Here is a 20,468-nt window from a genome sequence, read left to right as displayed (position 1 = left end):
TTGTGGATTAGCCTTACAATGGTTTTGGTTTTGGATTTGGCTTAAACGTCTGTAATTAATTGCTTTTTTTTAAGTATTTATCTCAAAATGTGTTTATTATTTTTCTATATGTTTTTTTTGCACATTTATCTGAAACTTTACGCCTATTTCATCGTAGTAGAGGATGTGTGTGCTTAAATATTACATAGAGAAGTGAGTGGGGAGTGATGAGATGTCTCAGTTTTCAATACGCCGTCCTGTAACAGTATTTATGTTAATTCTTGTTTTGTTAATCGGGGGCGGTATTTTTGCGTTAAGGCTTCCTGTCGAGCAGATGCCGGATATGAAGTTGCCTATCGCTGTGGTAGCGACCAGTATTCCGAACTCGACACCGACAGAAGTTGAGGAATTGGTGACCAAACCTATTGAAAAGAGTCTGGCTTCTATTGAGAATGTGGATACGATCCAGTCTGAGTCTTCAGAAGGATCATCTATGGTCATAATTCAATTTAATTGGGGAGTAGATATAAATCAAGCAACCCTCGACATGCGAGATAAAATTGATGGAGTTCGAGGGTCTCTTCCAAAGGCGGCAAATTCACCGCGCGTACTTAAATTGGATCTTAACGCAACGCCGGTTATTACACTCTCTTTTACAGGGGACCAGGATGTTAACAAGCTGAAGCCTATTGCTGAGGATATTATTCAGCCGCGGCTTGAAAGAATTGCGGGAGTAGCTTCAGTCAGCATGTCAGGCGGGCAAGAACGGCTTGTGAAGATTACTGTAGATCAAGCCAAGCTTCAAAGCTATGGTATTACGCTGGATCAAATCAGCCAAGCGCTATCGTCTAATAACGTAGCTGGTTCTGCTGGTTCAGTGTACCGAGGCAATACAGAAATCCAACTTCGGGTTCAGGGTGAATATAAAGCTGTTTCAGAAATGGGTGAAACGCCAATTCCAGTAGGGAAGGGGAGCGTTAAGCTAAAGGACATTGCGACAGTTGAAGATTCCTTGGATGATATTACAACCATTTCTACCTTTAATGGAAAGCCAAGTGTCAATATTTCTGTTACTAAAGCTACAGGGGGGAATACCCTTTCAATCGCCAATTCTGTGAAGGATAGTTTAGATTCGATACGGAAGGAATTGCCTCAAGGAACTCAATTGGAGATGGTAACAGATGCTTCCAAACCGATTAGCGACTCCGTACACTCACTAGTAGAGCATGCTATATTGGGGCTTATTATCGCAGCCATTGTATTGCTTTTATTTTTGAATAGTATACGTTCTACCATTATTGCTGCTATCGTTATTCCAATTTCTTTCGTAGCTACGTTTATGATGATGTATTTCACCGGACAAACCATTAATGTTATTTCATTGAGCGGTTTGCTTCTGGGGTTAGGATCCTTTGTCGACTTTGCCGTTGTTATTATTGAGAATATTTTTAGGCAGCGACATGAAGGGAAAAGCATGCTACAAGGGGCTATTGATGGCTCCAAGCAGGTGGGGAATGCCGTTATGGCGTCTGCACTTGCACAGATCGTAGTATTTTTGCCAGTTGTTTTTGTTGATGGAATTGCGGGAGTTCTATTTAAACCGCTGGCGTTAACTGTTATTTTTTCCCATATTGCAGCCTTGTTTGTATCGCTTCTAATTGTACCAATGCTCGGCTCACGTTGGTTACCTACCATACCGGATGAATCCATATACTCTTCAGGTACTTATAAAGGTATTAACCCTATTGTATGGTTTAATATCGGCTTCGAGAAATTTAAGGGTGGGTATCGACGTATACTGAAGTGGGGAATTAACCATAGAAAATCTGTTTTAATCATTACTTTATTAATGTTTGTAGCAGCAGGGGCTCTGATTCCTTTGGTCAAGGCTGAATTTATCCCGGAATCCGATACTGGTGAATTCACAGTTAACGTGAAACTTCCTAATGGAACGGTCTTGGAAGAAACGGAAAAGGTTGTTCAAGATATAGAAAAAGAAATTTTGAAAGTTCCTGATCTGGATAAAATGACAGTAACGGTTGGTTCTGGTGGAAATTCGGCCTTTTCAGGTGCAGCTCCAACCAATTCGGCGGATCTAAGCGTAACGCTGAAGGATGGACATCAGCCAACAGATGGTGTAGTTGAGGGCCTTCGTAAGAAATTTGATAGTATTCCGGATGCAGAGATTACACTGGCGTCTGCAACGGGCCTTTCGAGTGGAGCGGCTGTTAACATTAATCTAAAAGGTGACGATATTGACGTCCTGAGAGAACTCTCGGACAATCTCGTTGCGGACGTGAAAAAGATACCAGGTACAGTCAATGTGAAAAGTAGCTTGAGTGCCGTTCGCGAAGAATATGAGATTACCGTTAATCGTGAGCTTGCGAGTCGATATGGCTTATCAGCAACTCAAATCTTATCTGCAGTGAATACTTCTTTTAATGGATCAGTCGCCACAAGCTATCGTACAGGCGAAGATCAGATTGATGTGAAGATATCGTTACCAGAGCAAAATCGCCATGATTTGTCAAATCTTCAGGCCTTACGGATCACTACTTCACAAGGTATTGATGTGCCTTTGTCTTCCGTAGTAAGTATTGATAAACGGACTGTACCGGATACTGTTACTCGTGAAGACCAAACGCGTCAAGTGCAAATTACTGCTGACGTAGATGGAACAGGAGACATTCTTACCATTAACCAAAAAATAGATGCCCTCTTGAAAAACACTCATTTCCCTGAAGGTTATAGTGCAGATACAGGAGGCGGACAAAATGAGCAAATGATGGAGTCCTTTACAAATCTGGCAATAGCTATACTGCTATCTGTTGTGCTCATTTATATGGTTATGGCAGGTCAGTTTGAATCTTTGCTTACGCCTTTTGTTATTATGTTTTCGGTTCCGCCTACATTAATAGGTGTGCTTATTGGCTTGGTTGTTACAGGAGCGAGTCTTAGCGTATCAGCTTTGACCGGTTATATCATGCTCGTTGGTTTGGTCGTCAACAATGCCATTGTTATGATTGACTTTATAATTCAGCTCCGAAAAGACGGCCAAGATCGGGATGAAGCTATTATTCATGGAGCGTCTGAGCGGTTGCGTCCGATTTTGATGACCACGCTGGCTACTGTACTAGCTTTGCTCCCAATGGCATTTGCTACAGGCAGTGGTAACGAGACACAAGCACCGATGGCAGTTGTTGTTGTGTTCGGGTTATCCTTCGCAGCTGTTATAACATTGATTCTTATTCCGGTAGTCTACGTCATCATGGATAATATGATAGAAAAACGTAAGAATCGGAAATTAAAAAGACAAGCGAAGAGAGAATTAAAAAAAGAAGCGAAACTACAAAAAAGTGTTCATATATAAGGTGAGGTGGAGAAACATAATGAATAAAAAAAGTGCTCTGATTGCTACAACTTTGCTTTTATCAGTTGCATTAGCGGGTTGCGGTGGGGGGGAGGCCCCTGCCGCACCGACTACGGCGCAGCAAGCCACTCCGGTCCAAGTGGCAAAAGTGACCAAAGGTAGTATTAACGATTCAACAGGTATTATTGGAAGCTTTGCTCCTAAAGAGACGGCTCAGGTGTCTCCGAAAATTAGTGGCAAAATTCAAAGCATTAACCTTACAGTGGGGCAAAAAGTAAATAAGGGCGACACATTGTTTACTATAGACCAAAAGGACTTGCGGGACTCGATTAAGCAATCCCAGGAATCGTACCAGGTTGCCCTGGCCAATTTAAAGCAGGCTGAGTCAGGCGCAGCGCAATCGGTGCAACAGGCAGAGTCCAGCGTGGATCAAGCGAAAAGTGCGCTTGTACAGCAAGACAACACTATCACCCAAGCTCAGACCAGTCTGGTCGATGCTCAGAGTTCCGTGCGTGATGCTCAAAATACGCTCAATCGCAACCAACAGTTGTTTAGTGCGGGCGCTCTATCTCAATCCGAGTTAGAGCAGTCTCAAATAGCGCATAGAAGAGCTTTGACTGCGGTGGAGAATGCACAGATCACACTTCACAATGCGCAAACGTCCAAGGAAAGTGCACAAACAACATATAGCAATGCTCAAAAATCATTACGTCTTGCACAACAGAAAACCGGCATTGACGTAGCTCGTGCTTCTGTCAATCAAGCTAAGTCCAGTTTAGACACAGCACGTAGTCAACTGGTGGATGCTGTAGTCAAAGCTCCGATTTCCGGCACGATATCGGTAGTAACAGGAACCCAGGGGCAAATGGTTAGTGCACAATCCGCGGTTGCTACAATAGCGAATACCAATCCTATTATTGCTAAAGTTAACGTTTCTGAATCTGAGCTTCTTAAGTTGCAGGTGGGTTCATCTGTGACTGTAGGTGTGGACTCCTTAGATAAGCGAATTGAGGCCAGAGTATCGGCCGTCAATCCGGTAATGGATAATGATCTCAAGGCATATCCTGTCGAGATTTCAGTTCCTAATGGTTCTGGTGAATTAAAATCAGGGATGGTTGTAACTGTATACATGAAATCAGAAGCTCCTAAAAACATTTTGGTATCGCAGGATGCCATTACGGAGCAGGCAGGGAAAAAGTATGCTTATGTAGTGGAAGGAACAGTGGCTAAGCGGGTAGAGGTGCAGACAGGCCAGGAAAGTGCCAAACAGATTGAAGTAACCAAGGGGCTTGCTGAAGGACAAAATGTTGTCGTTAAGGGCGTTAGTCTGCTTACGGATGGCGCGAAGATTAATGTAGTGAAGTAATTTGTCTCGGTTATATTTACCGTAAATCACTGTTACTCCGTCATTCCTACTACTTAAAGTGTATTAGAGTATTAGATTTCAAGGGAATCTATAGACTTTATGTGCTTTATATATTCTATGGATAATTCTTAACGAATATACTCCATTAAAGACCGACTTAAATGTACGAAAATAATCCTTGTACATTTAAGGTTGATAAGGTAAAAGTTGTAGGATGACGGAGGAACAGGTTCAATAGTATAATTATTACTGTGGGAAGCGGAATACATAATCAAAAAAAATAAAAAATTTTTTTTGAAACAGACGCAACTTTTTGAACCCATGCTACGTCTAATTGGGTGAGTATGAAACAAAGGGGTACAAAAGCGTAAAGACAAAATTCGCTAAAAAAAATCTTTACTGCATTGTTATCACATTGTATAATACTGGAGTACGTCATAAATGGACGCTTTCTTTCAACTAGATTCCAAGCTTCTGTGATATTGTCACAGATATCATTTTATAAGGGTTCTCATAAAGCTCGGAAAGGAGGTGTAACGACTGATGAGTGACAAGATCCGACAAAAAGACAAAAATAATATTTCTGGTTATATTCAAGGAGGAGAAAAAAAGGTTATGACAAAGTTTAACAAAAAAATGATCAACGTGCTGGCAACAGCAACATTGGTTGCTGGTGTTGCAGCTCCAATCGCAGCATTGACTGCACCAACTGCAATTCATGCAGCTTCTAGCTATTCTGCTGTTAATACTCCTAGCATTGGTTCAAGCCAAACTACTAACACTACTTTGGGTAGAGTAAAAGTTAACGTAAGCCAAGCTTCTGTTGGCAAGGGTGAATCTTTCACTGTTACATTGCCTAAAGGTTTTGAATTCGCTACTGATCCTGGTATTGTCCCTACTGCTATTGATTCTACTTATGGTTTGGGTGTTTACATTGATCCAGGCGATAACAATGATGATGCTGCAGCTCGTGCAGAAACTGGATACGTTCCGGGTGAAGGTTTGACTGTAGAGAAGCTTACTAATAACTCTGCAAGAGTGACTTTCAACTTTACTAACTCTAAAGATAGCGTTGACCTTTACATGAACTTTGGTAAAATTAACGTTAACGGACCTAGCAATGGACCTGTAAAAGCTACTTTTGATGCAGCTTCTGCAAGTGGTTTCACTAGCGGTGAAGCAACAATTGCAAACGTAGTTTCTTCCGGTCAAGTATCTTTGTCTGCTGCTGATACAGTTTCCAGTGAAGAGAACTTTACTGCAACTTTGAAAGTTAAAGAAGAAACAGCTGGTTCTTTGGGCAATAGCAACATTAAGTTGAAATTGCCTAGTGGTTTCAAATGGGATTCCGCTCCTAAAAGCCCAGCCACTATTTTGTTTACTTCTAAGACAGACAAAGCAATTAAACCTTCAGATGTGAACTACTCTACTGATGGCGATACGCTTACTTTGTCTTTGAAAACAGTAAGTGACGCTCAAACATCTTTCCAATTGCCTGTAGGATTCTATGTTGATGATGAAAACAGTGCAAAAGAAGGCGACGTTACAGTTAGTATCTCTGGTAATGCAACAACTGATGTTAGCTCCCTCGTAGTTGGTAGCTATGGTCAAATCGGTGGTGGCGTTTCCGTTGCTACTCCATCAACAATTCTTGCTGGTCATGATGAGCAAAAAATTGGTGATGTTACAATTAAAGAAACTGTTGCTGGTTCTTTCGTAAAAGGACGTACTGTAACTTTGCGTCTGCCTGAAGGTGCTCGTTGGCAGTCAACTTTTGAAAGCAATAACCCAGGAAGCAACTTCTCCGGTTCTATGGAGAACACTAACGGTTTGGGTGGAGCAGAGGTTTCCTATACTGACTCTGACAAACGTACTTTGAAATTGACTTTCAACAACGCTAACAGCACAACTGATGCTGGTAGTCTGAAATTGAAAAACGTTGAAGTTGCTACGCAACCAGGTTTCTCTGGCGATCTGAACGTTGATGTTGCTGGTAGCCAAGGTCTGAGCGGTACTGTTAAGGTTGCAACTGTGAAACAAGCAGTTACTCTGGCTGCTGCTTCCAAACCAACCCTGACAATCGGTCTGGGCGACCAACAAGTTGGCGATATCACAATCACTGAAGCTGCTAAAGAAGCTTTCGTTAAGAAAGACGGTAGCCGTGAAGTAATCTTGGAATTGCCAACAGGCGTACGTTTTGCTTCTACTCCAGAAGTAAAAGTTACAGCTGGTGACGTTAAAGTGAAGAGCGTATCTACTGATACTTACGGCGAAAGCAACAAAGGCCGTCTGAGCTTCTACATCGATAGCGAAAGTGCTACTCCAAGTACAATCACAATCTCGGCTCCTAAGCTGACTGTTGACCGTACTGTAGCTCAAGGCGACATCGTTGCTAAGCTGAAAGGTAGCGCAGTTTCTTACACTGCTTACAAAGGCGCAACTGACAACACTCAAAACTGGAAAGACAACAACACTGCAGCTGCTGAAGTAGCAATCGCAACTGTTGGAACTCCAGCTCCAGGTGCTACTAAAACTAAAGCTGTCTTCACACTGGGAAGCACTTCCTACACTGTGAACGGCGAAAGTAAAACTTCTGATGTAGCTGCTTATGCTGAAAACGGACGCACTTACTTGCCAGTACGTTATGCAGCTGAAGCTTTGGGTGTATCCCCACAAAACATCCTGTTTGACAAAGCAACTTCCACAGTTACCCTGATTAAAGGTGACCGCGTTGCTCAAATCAAACTGAACACTAACCTGTTGACTGTTAACGGTTCTGTGATTCGTATGGACGTTAAAGCTGTAACTAACAAAAACCGTACTGTACTGCCTATCTTCTGGGTGAGCAGAGCGTTGGATGCATCCATCAACTATGATGCAACTGCTAAAACAGTAACTGTTGAAAACAACAACTAATTTAAGAGCAACTCTTTTGAGTTAACTGAATTAGATGAGAAGAGGGTTCCTTTTGGAGCCCTTTTCTTTTATTAGTCATATTGACAAAGGAGAGAAATTATGAAACGTTTTGGAGTGGCAGCACTTTCTACATTAGTTCTTTCTTCTGCATTTGCCAATTTTGCAGGAGCTCAAGCAGGTGATATAAAGGTTATTATTAACGGTGTAACTCAGCAATATACCCAGTCCCCAGTTGTTAGCCAAAATACAACCTTGGTGCCTCTCCGTGGTGTTTTTGAAAGCTTGGGTGCGAAAGTCGATTGGGACAGCAAAGCTAAAAAAGTAACTGCTTCTAAAAATGAAGATACATTGGCTTTGAATGTTGGTTCCAAGCTTGCTTATAAGAATAGTGCTCCTGTACAACTCGATGCGGCAACTCAAATTCAAAAGGGTCAAGTACTTGTTCCTCTACGTTTTGTGAGCCAATCATTAGGCGCCAAAGTAAATTGGGATCAAAGTACACGTACAATTACTATTTCAAACCAAGCAGATGGAAGTACAACTGGCGAAGCCAATAGCTTGTCTAGTAAGCCTCTCGCAGCTCCTGTGACTCAAGTTACTTATGATACCTACTATAATGATTCTTTGACCTATAAGGATGCAGTTAAACTGGCCGTAGCTGATAGTACTTCAGTTAAAACAGCAGCAACGAATATCGATCAGGCTGGAAAAATCATGAAAGAAGCGGGCAAGGATATTAACTTTGTTCCAGCAGAAGCAGGTGATGAGGCTTCTGATAAAGCTTTCAAAGGTTATGCTCAAACGAACCTTAACTACGAGGCTGCTAAAAAGAACTTGGATATGACCAAAGAAGGTATTGAATATAACGTAAAGGATCTTTATAACAAGCTCCTTCAAAAGCAGAATGCCGTCAAGCTAGCTGCATTGAATATCGAAGATGCGGAGCGCAAGCTAAAAGTCGCACAAATTAAAAGAGATAATCAAATGTCGAGTGATTATGAGGTTACACAAGCAACCAATCAGTTGACTCAAAATCAAGCTGCTTTAGAAAAAGCAAAAAAAGATCTAGATAGTGCTTATGTGTCGTTGAACCAAGTGATTGGCTACAAACCGGAGCAACGTTATGAATTGAAGGATAAGCCTGTCTATTCTGAATTTAAAGATAATGTAGAGACAAAAGTAAGCCAAGTACTTACTAGCAGCACGGCCATTTGGCTGAGCGAGCAAAAAGTGGATTTAGCTGAATTGAGCCTGAAGCTCTACAATTTTAGTACGCCAGGAAACACACCTTACGAAGCTGAGCAACTTAATGTTGAAAAAGCTCAGTATGCAACAGAAGGCACAAAGAGACAACTCGAAGAAGCAGTAAGAACAATCTATAACAACATCAAAGCATTAGAAAGCCAGTACTCACAGATTCAAGCTGGTTTGGTGAGTGCAAGAAGTGCAGCTGATATGGCTAAGAAGCAGTTTGATGTTGGGTTGGCTACAGAGCTTCAGGTTTATGAAGCTAATTTGAAAGTGACTACTGCTGAGCAACAGGCTGAAGATATAGTTACAAATATTGATACTTTGAAGTTGGCTTTTGATAAGCCTTGGGCTATGCAGGGTTCTTCTGGAGCTAGCGCACAATAATTAAAGCTTAACCTATACTTGCTATAACCTGCTGTAGGAGGACTTCATGAAATCACGCTATAAAGTATCGTTGGCTGCTGTTTTACTTGGAGGAGGAATTGTTGCTGGCTCCTTAATGAACAATTCAGTTAATGGTGCCTCCAGTTCTGGACAACCTGGTACAGCTGATGATCCAGTCGTAACCAAAAGCTATGTCGACCAAAAAATTGCTCAGGCAATTAAAGGTGGAGTACCAGCAAGTAACACGAGTAGTAAAACGACTAGTTCGAATGCTCCAGCAACAAATACTACTTCTAACACAACGGCGTCAGGAACTTCTAGTGCAGGAAAAGCTTCCACACCAGAGCAGACAGAGGTTTTAAAGGTTGTTGATGTAAAGCCTGGTCAAAAACTGATTGCCAAAGCAGGCTCGGAATTTATTTTACGTAATGGTTATGCCGTTGTGTATAGTATGGATGCCAGTGGTGCTATTGATATTACTTCTGGAACGGAAATTGTTCATAATCAGGCTGTCGAGAAAAATCATTTATTATCGTTTCCTAGAGAAGGAAGAGGTATTCAAGTAAAAGAAGGTCAGAAGTTTGGTCTGGTCGTTATGGTACGAGGCGGTTATACTATTCAGTAAACTGTTTTGTATATAAGTTGCTTTCGGTGGCTCTTTTTCTTAAATACTGCTTGGGATAGCAAATTGTTCTTGGCTAAGTTGAACCTAATCGCTGCACACTACCCCCATGAAAGACAATACGTTTAGTGGAGGGTGTATACGATGGCATCAAGAGGTCAAAGACGATTAATTCCTGAAAGCCGTGCCAGGTTAGATGATTTGAAGTATGAGATCGCTGCTGAATTTGGGCTGCCTGTTTATAATCCCCAATATGCACATATACAACCTAAGGCTGACAGTGAATTTGCTGCAGAATTGGGGGAGTTTGCGGGGAGCGAAAATGTAGCATGGCGTGATTTAACTTCAAGACAGAACGGTTCAGTTGGTGGTGAAATTACTAAGCGATTGATACAATCTGCTGAACGTAGCTTATCTGAATATGGTACATTGTAAATTGCAATAATTTTTACAGTTTTTGATTATATAGTAGCGTATAAACTGGGGTTATTTACATGTGAATCGAAAATGGTTTGCATGTAAACTTACCTCAATTTCGAAAGTTGTAATTGGGCTGTATGAATTGACACCTTGTTTTAAATAGGATATCATGGCATTTGAGGCTTGTACGCAACCTTTTCCTACCGGAAAAGGTTCATTTTTTATTAATCAGGTGTAACAAGATATCTCCCGCCATTTGTTGGCTTGAAGGTATCTGAATAATACCATTGCCATGTCAGGATTTTTTTATAAATCCTCATGTATTTTAATTGTGGGAGGTTGAAATTCATGTCTGTAAAAGGCCGTCATTTGTTCACGTCCGAGTCTGTAACAGAAGGCCATCCGGATAAAATCTGTGATCAGATATCCGATGCTGTATTGGACGCCTTTCTGGCTAATGACCCTAATGCACGGGTAGCATGTGAAGTATCGGTAGCTACTGGTCTCGTTCTTGTCATTGGTGAAATCAGCTCCAAATCGGAATACGTGGATATTCCATCCATTGTACGTAATACGATTAAGGAAATTGGCTATACACGTGCGAAATACGGTTTCGACTATAATACTTGCGCTGTATTGACTTCTTTGAATGAACAGTCGCCGGACATTGCTCAAGGGGTTAATGCTGCCTTGGAAAGCCGTGATCCTGCTGAAGTAGATAAAGAAACGGAAAACATTGGGGCTGGGGATCAAGGCTTGATGTTTGGTTTTGCTACGAACGAGACACCTGAGTTGATGCCTTTGCCTATCGCTATGTCTCACCGTATTGCACGACGCTTGTCTGAAGTACGTAAGGATGGAACACTGAATTACCTTCGTCCAGACGGTAAAACCCAAGTAACGGTAGAGTATGAAAATGGTAAACCTGTTCGTATTGATGCTATTGTGGTTTCTACGCAGCATGCAGAGGATACTACTTTGGAGCAAATTCAAGCAGACATCAAAGAAAAGGTTATTTTGCCAATTGTCCCTGCCGAATTATTGGATGAGCAAACCAAGTATTACATTAATCCGACAGGACGCTTTGTTATCGGTGGCCCTCAAGGAGATGCAGGTCTGACAGGCCGTAAAATTATTGTGGATACGTATGGTGGTTATGCACGTCATGGCGGGGGAGCATTCTCCGGTAAAGATCCGACCAAAGTGGACCGTTCCGCTGCTTACGCTGCTCGTTATGTAGCGAAAAACCTCGTAGCAGCAGGATTGGCAGACAAAGTGGAAATTCAGCTTGCTTATGCCATCGGTGTCGCTACGCCTGTTTCGATTAACGTCGATACATACGGTACGGGTAAAGTAAGCGATGAGAAGCTAGTTGAATTGATCCGAAATAACTTTGATCTGCGCCCAACAGGCATCATTCGCATGTTGGATCTGCGTCGTCCAATTTATAAGCAAACTGCTGCCTACGGTCACTTTGGCCGTACAGATTTGGATGTACCATGGGAGAGCGTAGATAAAGCTGAAATTCTAAAAGAGCAAGCGGGGCTGTAATTCCTCGTATATTATCAAAATAAAAGCAATAACCCAAAAAGACTGTTTCATGCTTTGCATGAACAGTCTTTTTTTGATGTATTTCGCTGTTAAGTACGAATTTGCTCTGATGTACCGAATACTGAGTGACTACTCGGATATCGGTGCATGGTCCAATAAATTTTTAAGTAAACGACAAACCTTTTGCAGTTCCTTGTACTGCTCCAAATACGCAAAAAAGGCTTTCAGGAGGCCTTTCTGAGGGTTCGATTTCAGAGCCTCTTCCTTTAAATAAGCGTAGATTTGCTGACACTCCTGTTTCTCCTCTGAACTCCACGAAGAGAGCAGTATACTGTCTTCCAAGGAGTGGAGAAGGCTGTTAATTTGACGGCCTTGGTCAAAGGGATTACTTAGAGCACTTTCAGGTAACCAGCCTTGCTTGCTCCAGAACAAATGTGGAGCTGAATCAGCATTGTTCAGGCTGGTTGCCAAGGAACTGGATAAGAAGATAATAAACTGTGTTAGATGTTCAATCGTTTCATCATTCATCCGATCGGCAAAGAAGCGAATATATTCAAACACAATGCTTTTAAGTACAAAGGTCATATCCCATGCATGATCTTTAATGCTCGGTCCAAAAATATCAATCAGGCAGTCGCGAACCCATTTGTACAATTTGTATTCATGATTCTCGAATGCGTAATTGAGTTGTTCATTCTGAAAAATAAGCATGGAAGGCTCAGGAAGATCCATCATGAGATACACTTTGTTTTCAACGAGATTTTTCAAGTAAAGTACAATAAAACCATGTAGTTTATCATGCTTAGAAAGATCAGGTTTACTGTAGAGAGCCCGGATGTCTTGTTCAATGTTATTTTCCAGAATGATACACATTTCTAGAGGAAGTTCTTCTTTTCCTTGAAAATATTTATAGAAGGATGCTTTCGCCATCCCACTTTCTTTGGCTATTTCTTCAACAGATGTTGAATAATAGCCTTTTCTGGAGAACAGCCGAATGGCCGCCTGTAAAATATCATTTTTTTTACTTTCCATACATACTTCCCCCTAGGGACCGACCAACTCGACAGCATAAGAATTCACTTCATACATCACAAAGGTTGGTCACGTGTGATAACTGTGTGCTGCTGTTTTTTGAGTTGACGGCGCATCTTGTGCTTGGCCATGATCATATACAAGGACGGCACGACAAACAAGGTTAACAAGGTTGAGAATAACAAACCGAAAATGACGGTAAACGCCAGTGGCTTAAAGAGCAGGCTTCCCAATAGTGCTAATGGAATCATACCTACAATAGCTGCCAAAGATGTCAATAAAATCGGTCTGAAGCGAGCAGCGGCCGCCTGTATTACGGCTTCCTTTAATTCCATTCCTTCATGTCGTGCATCCTCGATAAATTCAATTAACACAATCCCATTCCGCACAACAATGCCCGCGAGTGCAATAATTCCCATGATGCTCATAAAACCGATAGGCATACCGGTCAAGAAAATACCAATAATCCCGCCGGCTGCTGCCAGGTACACGGTCGTCATAATAATAATAGGAATGGAGAGAGAATAAAATTGCATAGTAATCAAGAGTAAAATGAGCAAGACTACAACGATCGCCAGCTGTCCTAAGTCCTTGAATATGGTCGATTGGTCAGAGGTTTCCCCACCAACCTCCCATTTGTAGCCTTCTGGGAACTTCATTTGCGCCAGCTTACTTTCAACATCAACCATCGCTTCGCTTGCAGTTCGTCCGTTCAAATCGGCTTCCACCGTAATCGTCCGCTCCATATTGTAATGCTTGATTTGCTGAATAGCAAATGACGGCTTAATCTGGACGAGCTGGTTTAATGGAATTTGCTTACCAGCTGCATTAACTACACTTAATTGTTGGAAAAGCTTACTTGGCTCCTCGTCACTGTGATTCAAATACATTTTAATATCTACCAGACTGTTTCCAGTATCAAATTGGCTGACTTGGGCTCCTTCTTTTAATAGAAGCAGGGTGCGAGTCAAATCTGTGTAGCTTACCAGGTACTGATCCATCGTTTGTTTGTTGACCTCAAGCTCCAGTGCATATCGTTCAATTCCTATATCATCCACGATGCCTGTTGTGCCCTCTACTGTCGCGATCTGCTCCTTTGCTTTTTGGGCAAGGATTTGCAGTTCATTCAGGTTCTGACCTGAGATACGAATGGAAACGGGCTTGCCCACTGGAATCCCGAGACGAGGAACATACATCGTAACTGTAACTCCAGGGTAGGATTTCTTAACATGTTGTTCCCAAGCATCAACTGTCGTATTGAGATCGAATACGTTTTCTTTGCCGACGACAGCAATCTGCCCCACCGTTTCGTTATAACTAATATTTCCACCCATACTATTAATGTCACTAAACAGTTGTGGGGCAGTCCCTCCAGCGCTGTAGACGACCTTGGAAGTTTCAGGTTGCTTTTTCACCCAGCCTGCAAGGTCTTTAACGACCTGGTCGGTTTCCGCAATTGAAGTGCCTACAGGCATTTTTACATTTAGTGCAACATGAGGATCTTCCGACTCAGGAAAAAGTTCAACTGAGGTAAAGGGAACTAATCCATAGGCGGCTGTTCCAAGCATGAGTCCGACCATGGCTGTCAACAAGGGACGCTGAATGACCTTAGGCATCAGTTTTTGTGAATAGAGCTTATTTAAAGAATGAATCTGCTGGCCGAGCAAGCCTGCTGGTTTAGACTTACCCTGAGGGTGACGAGCCTGTCTGCGCTTCTCATACCATTCTCGAAAAATAGGGATGATGGTGAGCGACATAATCATAGAGGCAAGCATGGTCAGGGAGACAATAGCAGGAATGGGTTTAATAAAGGCACCTACATTTCCAGGAAGAAACAACAATGGCGCGAAAGCTGAGATGGTGGCCAGAGTTGCAACCAAAATAGAAAGCATGACCTCTTTGGTACCTTTTACAGCTGCGACTGAGGGCGATTCTCCTAATTCCGTAAGTCTACGCTCAATATTATCATTTACAACCACGGCATCATCCACGAGTATGCCCAGTACGATGATCAGACCGACAACGGATATCTGATTTAGAGTAATGCCGAACATAGGCAAAAAGATAATGGCAATCGAAACCGAAATAGGAATGGCCAGTGCGACAAATGCAGAGGTGAGCAAATTCAGCCCCAACATACAAACGAGAATAACGGCCGCAATCGCAAGAATCGTTTCACGCTTTAAGTCGTCAAAGATATGGCTTACCTGATCCTTTTGTGCAAAAAGAGTTTGAAAGTGAACACCTGCGGGGAGTGTTTTCTCCAGCTCTTTGAGCTTGGTATTGACCTTTTCACTCATAGAAGGGATGTCTGTGCCTGTTTCTGCTCCAATACTTAGCGTAATGGCCGGTTTACCCTCTACATAGGCAAAGTATTCTGTATTAGGATGTGCCAGCTCCGTTGTGCCGACATCTCTCAAATATACAGGATTACCTTCTTTGGTGCGTGTCAAAAGGACCTGATTCAATTCATCAGCTTTTTCGGACTCGCGAACAATAAGTTGATAGGTACGTCCGTTGTATTCAATATTACCGGTAGGAACCCGATCAATTTGAGACTGGATCGCTTGAGCTACTTGACCCCATGACAGCTGATATTGCTGAAGCTTCTGATTGTCAATATGGACACGTACTTCTTGATCAGGGAGACCATTGAATTTGACGCTAGATACGCCAGAAATGGTATTAAGCTGGTCTTTCCAAGTTGTTGTTAAATCATTTAGTTTATAGAGTGGTGCGGAAGAGTCAGCTGTTAGGGCATAGGAGCCAATAAAAGAGCTGGTTAGTTTGTCATTTACAACAGGCACTTCAGCGCCTTGAGGAAGATCAGCTTGTGCATCTTGCACTTTTTTACGCATATCATCCCAAACCGTTTGAGGATCAACTCCGTTTTTGGATTCGATTAAAATTGAGGAGAATCCGTTACCAGAAGTCGAACTAATCGTTTTAACACCTTCAACTTCCTTAATGCGTTTCTCCAGCTCTTTAGTTACGGTTTGTTCTACTTTTTGTGGTGAAGCACCAGGGTAGACTGTTGTTACCATAGCATTCTGTATGGTGACATCCGGCATTTCCTGCTGTGGTAACTGGAAAAAGCCGAAGATTCCGACCAAAATCAGCATGACAAAAAACAGCAATGTAATTTTTCGTTTTTTTACGATGTACTCAATCATGGGCGCCCGCCTTCTTCCGACTGAATCGCATTTCCATCAAATAGGTTTTCTGCCCCTTTAACGATAATACGTTCGCCTTCACGAAGTCCCGATACGATTTGCAACTGATTATCTACAACCTGATTACCAAGCTCCACAGGGGTTTTAACAGCTTTTCCTTGAATGTCTTTGAAAATAAAAGGCTTGCTTCCCGTGTTAATGACTGCTTCGGCAGGAACGAGAATCCCATTCTTGTCGGTCACCTGTTGAGCAGCTTTAATGACCTGACCGGGTAACCAGTCTCGCTGTGGATTGTTTATAACAATCTCTACGTTAACCCTTCCCGTGTCGGTGCTGGTTGAAGGATAGACGTTAGACACCGTACCTTGACGAGTCTCTTCATAGAGCGCCAATTCTACTTGTTGACCCTTTTTCCAATCCTTAATTTCACTGTCTGGTACAGGAAGCATTACTTTGAGGCGGTCGATGGAGCCTATGCGATAGACGGCTTGCCCTGACGCGACCAAATCACCTGTATTCACGATTTTGTCTAAGATTACGCCGTTCACGGGAGAGGTTAAACGGGTGCGTGATAGTGCTAGCTCTGCCTGACCCTTGGCGACAAGGGCTTTTTCGTAGTTGGCATGGGCTTGTTTTTGGGAAGCCGCAGCCTGTTCACTGGCCGCAAGGGCTTTGCTTTTACCTGCAAGCGCATCTTGAAAGGAAGCTTGGGCGGATTGATGATCTTCGGCTGTGGCCCCTTCCAGCAAAAGGGACAGGGATTCCTTGGCTTGTTCCAGGTCTTTCAGGGCTGCGGTAGCATTCAGGCGAGCATTTTCATTATCTGATGCGGTAGCAGCGCCTGCCTCAAACAGCTTCTGTGTACGCTCGCTATCCGTCTTGGCCTTGTTATAAGCGCTTTGTGCCTTATCTACAGTAGCTTGCGCTTGTTGTTTCTCTTGAGCACGTGCGCCTTTATTGACCTTGTTAACATTCGCGCGAGCTCCTGTAATGCCGGCATCGGCGGATTGAATCGCGGAGGTAGCAGCCTGTAAATTAGCCTGTGCGTTATCAATACCAGCCTGTGCCTCCAAGATGGAGGCTGTCGCCTGTGCCACCTGAAGCTTGTAGTCAGCGTCATCCAGACTAGCAATAACGGCGCCCTTCTGTACAGCAGTACCGACAGTGAGATATGCACTGGCTACAGTGCCTCCATTTTGGAAAGCCAGTGTGTTCTCCTCATAAGCCTGAAGAGTGCCTGACAAGTTATAGGCCGTATGAAGTGGCGTGGATTTGACGATTGCGGTGCGCACAACGGTTGGCTGTGCAGATGAACCTAGAGCGGCATCTTTTTTTTCTGTAGAACATCCGGTCATTGCGATGCTCAGGGATAAAGTGAATATGATGATGGCCCGTTGTTTATTCATGATTATCAATCCTTCCGATAGAGTCATAATTGGAGTTGTGAACTAACCAGTATTATTTGAACTAATAAGTTCAAATGTATTATAGTGCGCCGATATTGCATTCGTCAATTCATCGTTTTAGATTTTATGAATTAGTTGACGGGATTTTCGTAACTTTTGCCTATATAATAAGTCTATTAACATAAGAGGATTTTTTTGTTTATTGATAGAGTACACGCGCGGAACAAAACCGTTTGAATACATTGAAGATGGGAGCTATTATCCAAATGTTTTTAAGTAATAAGAAACAGAGTGAAGTGAAAGTTAATGGCAGAGGAATGGCTAGAAGATGGGCCGTGTTAACACTGGCAGGGGTATTATGGGTCGGTCCGGTTGCTGGAACTGGGGCTCTAATCCCCTTGAATGGTTGGATGTCTGCTCCAATCGCAAGTGCAGCCTCTGGTTCAACTGTAAAATTGGGCGAAGAGATCATTACTTCGGGTGCAACATTATTGAAATATCGTTTTAAAGGTTCCAAAGGAACAGCGCTGGCTGATATCATTCGAGTGGACTTGCAAAATCCGTACGTTAAGCTGGATGTCATGACGGGGAAGAATGGACAGTTTACGACCCGTCAGAGCACAGGTGGCATGGCAAAAGAGACCGGGGCGGTTGCTGGTGTAAACGGGGATTATTTTAATACTTCCAGCGAGGGAGCGCCGATCGGTGGACAAGTATCCAAGGGTGTGTTGATGTCTACTCCGTCTGATTTAACGGGTATGTATGCCTTTGCTGTAACCAAGGATGGTTCTCCGATGGTGGAGCAGTTTACTTTTGAAGGTACAGTGAAAGCTGGAGATGGGTCGTCCTTCTCTTTGGCGGGGATGAACAAGGCTTCGTATTCCCCTGAGACGAGTGGGGGCAACTATAGTCACTCTAATGCTATGTATATTTATACATCTGCTTGGAAAGCAATTGAGCGCCCCAAAAACAGTTCGACAACGCCCACCGAGATCTTGGTACAAAATGGTGTAGTTACACAAGTCTCCGACAATGCTACGTTGAATATGACCGTTCCGCAGGATGGCTATATTTTACGTACTCATGGTAAAGCCGCTGATTATGCCAAAGCGCATCTGACCGTGGGACAAACCGTAGAAACGAGTTATCATCTTCGTGTTAAATCGACAGGGAGTGAAGTAGATCCTTCTAACCTTCAGATGATGATTGGTGGACATACCATATTAGTAAATGACGGCCAGAAAACCTCTTTTTCCCGGAGCACAACAAGCATAGGCGGGACGCGTGCGCGTACAGCTCTGGGATATTCTCGTGACAAGCGTTACGCTTATGTCATTGCTGTTGAGAAGAATGGGAACAGCGTTGGTGTATCCCTGAGCGAGCTGCAAACGCTGATGAAGGATATTGGCGTCTGGAAGGGGATGAACCTTGACGGGGGCGGCTCTACCACTATGGTGACACGTGATTTGGGAGATACGACAGCGGGGCTTACGTTCAATACAGAATATGGTACAGAGCAACGTAGTATTGTAAATGGAGTAGGGGTATATACCAATGCTCCTAAAGGAACGCTCAAAGGCTTCACCATCAAGGGCAATAAAACGCTGCTGATTGGACAGACCGGAAGCTATTCCTTCAAAGGCTATGACAACTACTACAATCCATTTGATACCTCGAAAGTACAAGTGACGTGGAAATCCAGCAATCCGGCTGTTGTATCAGTGAGCGGCGGCGTTGTAAAGGGAGCCAAACCAGGAACGGCTACTTTAACGGCATCCAGTGGCTCAGCCAGCGCTACAACCAAGGTCACGGTGCTTGGAGCAGATGAAATTTCATCACTTACCGCAGGCACTGGAACTGGCTCGCTTACCGCTGGAGCTAAAATCGCTGTACCGGTAACGGCAAAGACAAAAGATGGACAGAGTGTCAGCATTACGTCCGATGCGCTCAAATGGGAGTTCATCGGCTTTAAGGGAAGTGTCAAGGACAATCAGCTTACAGTAAATACGGTGGATGCAGGCGTAAAAACGGGCTATGCCATCGGTCGCTATGATGGTTTCAGCGCTGTCGTCTTCCTGTCTGCTGGTGGAGCAAGTACAAACAACTGGGAGAACTTCGAAAATGTTTCGTATCCGGTTGATTTTACTTCGAATGTGGAAGGTGTTACTGGCACAGCGGCTGTTGTACAAGGAGATGGTGACCATGCCAATTCCAAAGTGCTAGAGCTGAACTACGATATGACGAACGGCAGTGGTAAAATGTATGCTTACGCTCAATTGAACGGCACATCCGGGAAAACGCTTGAACAGGCGGCTACTTCCATCTCGATTGATGTCAGAGGAGATAAGAGTCTGAACTGGCTGCGTGCAGAGCTAGAGGATGCTCAAGGCAAAACAGCATATATTGATCTCGCTAAAGTGATCGACTGGAACGGCTGGAAAACCATTAATGCAGATATGAGCGGTTTGAATATTTCGTATCCGGCGAAGCTGAAGCGTCTTTATGTGGTCAATGTGGCAGAGGGTCAGGACGAGCGCGCTAAAACAGGCAAAATTGCTTTTGATAATATTTCTTTTAATACACCGGGAACGGTCGGCACAGAAGGACTCAAAAAGGGAACAGCTCAGATGACGATCGGACAAAAATCAATGACGGTGAACGGAACGCCGACCACGATTGATGCCGCTCCGATGACTCGCGATGGTTCAACGTATGTTCCGATCAAGTATGTGCTGGACGCATTTGGCGGACAAGCCAAATGGAATGCGGGCGATCAGCGGATCACCATTATGCGCGGCGGTGTACTGATGGATTTGACCGTAGGGAAAAAAGAAGTTGTTCTGAACGGGAAGCGGCAAAGCACTGATGTTGCACCCGTTGTGCTAGGAGGTAGGACTTTAGTCCCATTGAGACTCGTGTCTGAGCAGTTAGGAATGACTGTAAAATGGGAACAAGAAACGAAGACCATCACCCTTCAGTCATGATATGGTATGATATA

General features: G+C 43.3%; 11 protein-coding genes. 8 read left to right on the top strand and 3 right to left on the bottom strand.

Going from position 1 to position 20,468, the window contains the following annotated elements; all coding sequences use genetic code 11:
• Positions 1–211 precede the first annotated feature (211 nt).
• The 7 genes from ACUUJN_RS24255 to metK all read left to right on the top strand — a co-directional run bounded on the left by ACUUJN_RS24255 (position 212) and on the right by metK (position 11,859).
• Positions 212–3,349: an efflux RND transporter permease subunit gene (locus ACUUJN_RS24255; protein WP_338532910.1), complete on the top strand. Its 3,138-nt coding sequence runs from the start codon at positions 212–214 to the stop codon at positions 3,347–3,349.
• 19 nt (positions 3,350–3,368) lie between these two features.
• Positions 3,369–4,715 (top strand): efflux RND transporter periplasmic adaptor subunit, encoded by a 1,347-nt coding sequence (locus ACUUJN_RS24250; protein WP_339201053.1) that lies wholly within the window; start codon positions 3,369–3,371, stop codon positions 4,713–4,715.
• Positions 4,716–5,258: 543 nt separating this feature from the next.
• The gene (locus tag ACUUJN_RS24245) at positions 5,259–7,631 is read left to right on the top strand and encodes a copper amine oxidase N-terminal domain-containing protein (RefSeq protein WP_484669008.1); all 2,373 of its coding nucleotides are present in this window, start codon (positions 5,259–5,261) and stop codon (positions 7,629–7,631) included.
• Between the two features lie 99 nt (positions 7,632–7,730).
• Positions 7,731–9,266, top strand: a complete 1,536-nt coding sequence (locus ACUUJN_RS24240) for a stalk domain-containing protein (RefSeq protein WP_484669007.1) — start codon at positions 7,731–7,733, stop codon at positions 9,264–9,266.
• 46 nt (positions 9,267–9,312) lie between these two features.
• Positions 9,313–9,891 carry a hypothetical protein gene (locus ACUUJN_RS24235; protein WP_484669006.1) on the top strand — a complete coding sequence of 193 codons (579 nt, stop codon included), beginning with the start codon at positions 9,313–9,315 and terminating at the stop codon, positions 9,889–9,891.
• A gap of 141 nt (positions 9,892–10,032) precedes the next feature.
• Positions 10,033–10,323, top strand: a complete 291-nt coding sequence (locus tag ACUUJN_RS24230) for an alpha/beta-type small acid-soluble spore protein (protein WP_023990686.1) — start codon at positions 10,033–10,035, stop codon at positions 10,321–10,323.
• A gap of 333 nt (positions 10,324–10,656) precedes the next feature.
• The gene (gene metK, locus ACUUJN_RS24225) at positions 10,657–11,859 is read left to right on the top strand and encodes a methionine adenosyltransferase (protein ID WP_023990685.1); all 1,203 of its coding nucleotides are present in this window, start codon (positions 10,657–10,659) and stop codon (positions 11,857–11,859) included.
• A gap of 129 nt (positions 11,860–11,988) precedes the next feature.
• Here metK and ACUUJN_RS24220 read toward each other — a convergent pair whose 3' ends face one another.
• The 3 genes from ACUUJN_RS24220 to ACUUJN_RS24210 are packed head-to-tail and all read right to left on the bottom strand — an operon-like array spanning position 11,989 to position 17,470.
• Complete coding sequence (locus tag ACUUJN_RS24220) at positions 11,989–12,891, bottom strand: TetR/AcrR family transcriptional regulator (RefSeq protein WP_025722448.1); 903 nt, start codon at positions 12,889–12,891, stop codon at positions 11,989–11,991.
• A 56-nt stretch (positions 12,892–12,947) separates the two neighbouring features.
• Positions 12,948–16,064 (bottom strand): efflux RND transporter permease subunit, encoded by a 3,117-nt coding sequence (locus tag ACUUJN_RS24215; protein WP_023990683.1) that lies wholly within the window; start codon positions 16,062–16,064, stop codon positions 12,948–12,950.
• Entirely contained in the window at positions 16,061–17,470 is a 1,410-nt protein-coding gene (locus ACUUJN_RS24210; protein ID WP_053326254.1) for an efflux RND transporter periplasmic adaptor subunit, read from the bottom strand. Before ACUUJN_RS24210 ends, ACUUJN_RS24215 begins: the two co-directional genes overlap by 4 nt.
• Before the next feature lie 266 nt (positions 17,471–17,736).
• On the opposite strand from ACUUJN_RS24210, the gene ACUUJN_RS24205 reads away from it, so the two are divergent.
• Positions 17,737–20,454 carry a stalk domain-containing protein gene (locus tag ACUUJN_RS24205; protein ID WP_484669005.1) on the top strand — a complete coding sequence of 906 codons (2,718 nt, stop codon included), beginning with the start codon at positions 17,737–17,739 and terminating at the stop codon, positions 20,452–20,454.
• The last annotated feature ends 14 nt before the right edge of the window (positions 20,455–20,468 follow it).

It is taken from the genome of Paenibacillus sp. LRG-1 (assembly GCF_057220305.1).
This window is presented reverse-complemented; position numbering and strand designations above follow the sequence as displayed.

Excerpts from the sequence above, each read along its gene's own strand:
- ACUUJN_RS24255 (WP_338532910.1), top strand. The coding sequence starts at position 212 with ATGTCTCAGTTTTCAATACGCCGTCCTGTAACAGTATTTATGTTAATT.
- ACUUJN_RS24250 (WP_339201053.1), top strand. The coding sequence starts at position 3,369 with ATGAATAAAAAAAGTGCTCTGATTGCTACAACTTTGCTTTTATCAGTT.
- ACUUJN_RS24245 (WP_484669008.1), top strand. The coding sequence starts at position 5,259 with ATGAGTGACAAGATCCGACAAAAAGACAAAAATAATATTTCTGGTTAT.
- ACUUJN_RS24240 (WP_484669007.1), top strand. The coding sequence starts at position 7,731 with ATGAAACGTTTTGGAGTGGCAGCACTTTCTACATTAGTTCTTTCTTCT.
- ACUUJN_RS24235 (WP_484669006.1), top strand. The coding sequence starts at position 9,313 with ATGAAATCACGCTATAAAGTATCGTTGGCTGCTGTTTTACTTGGAGGA.
- ACUUJN_RS24230 (WP_023990686.1), top strand. The coding sequence starts at position 10,033 with ATGGCATCAAGAGGTCAAAGACGATTAATTCCTGAAAGCCGTGCCAGG.
- metK (WP_023990685.1), top strand. The coding sequence starts at position 10,657 with ATGTCTGTAAAAGGCCGTCATTTGTTCACGTCCGAGTCTGTAACAGAA.
- ACUUJN_RS24220 (WP_025722448.1), bottom strand. The coding sequence starts at position 12,891 with ATGGAAAGTAAAAAAAATGATATTTTACAGGCGGCCATTCGGCTGTTC.
- ACUUJN_RS24215 (WP_023990683.1), bottom strand. The coding sequence starts at position 16,064 with ATGATTGAGTACATCGTAAAAAAACGAAAAATTACATTGCTGTTTTTT.
- ACUUJN_RS24210 (WP_053326254.1), bottom strand. The coding sequence starts at position 17,470 with ATGAATAAACAACGGGCCATCATCATATTCACTTTATCCCTGAGCATC.
- ACUUJN_RS24205 (WP_484669005.1), top strand. The coding sequence starts at position 17,737 with ATGTTTTTAAGTAATAAGAAACAGAGTGAAGTGAAAGTTAATGGCAGA.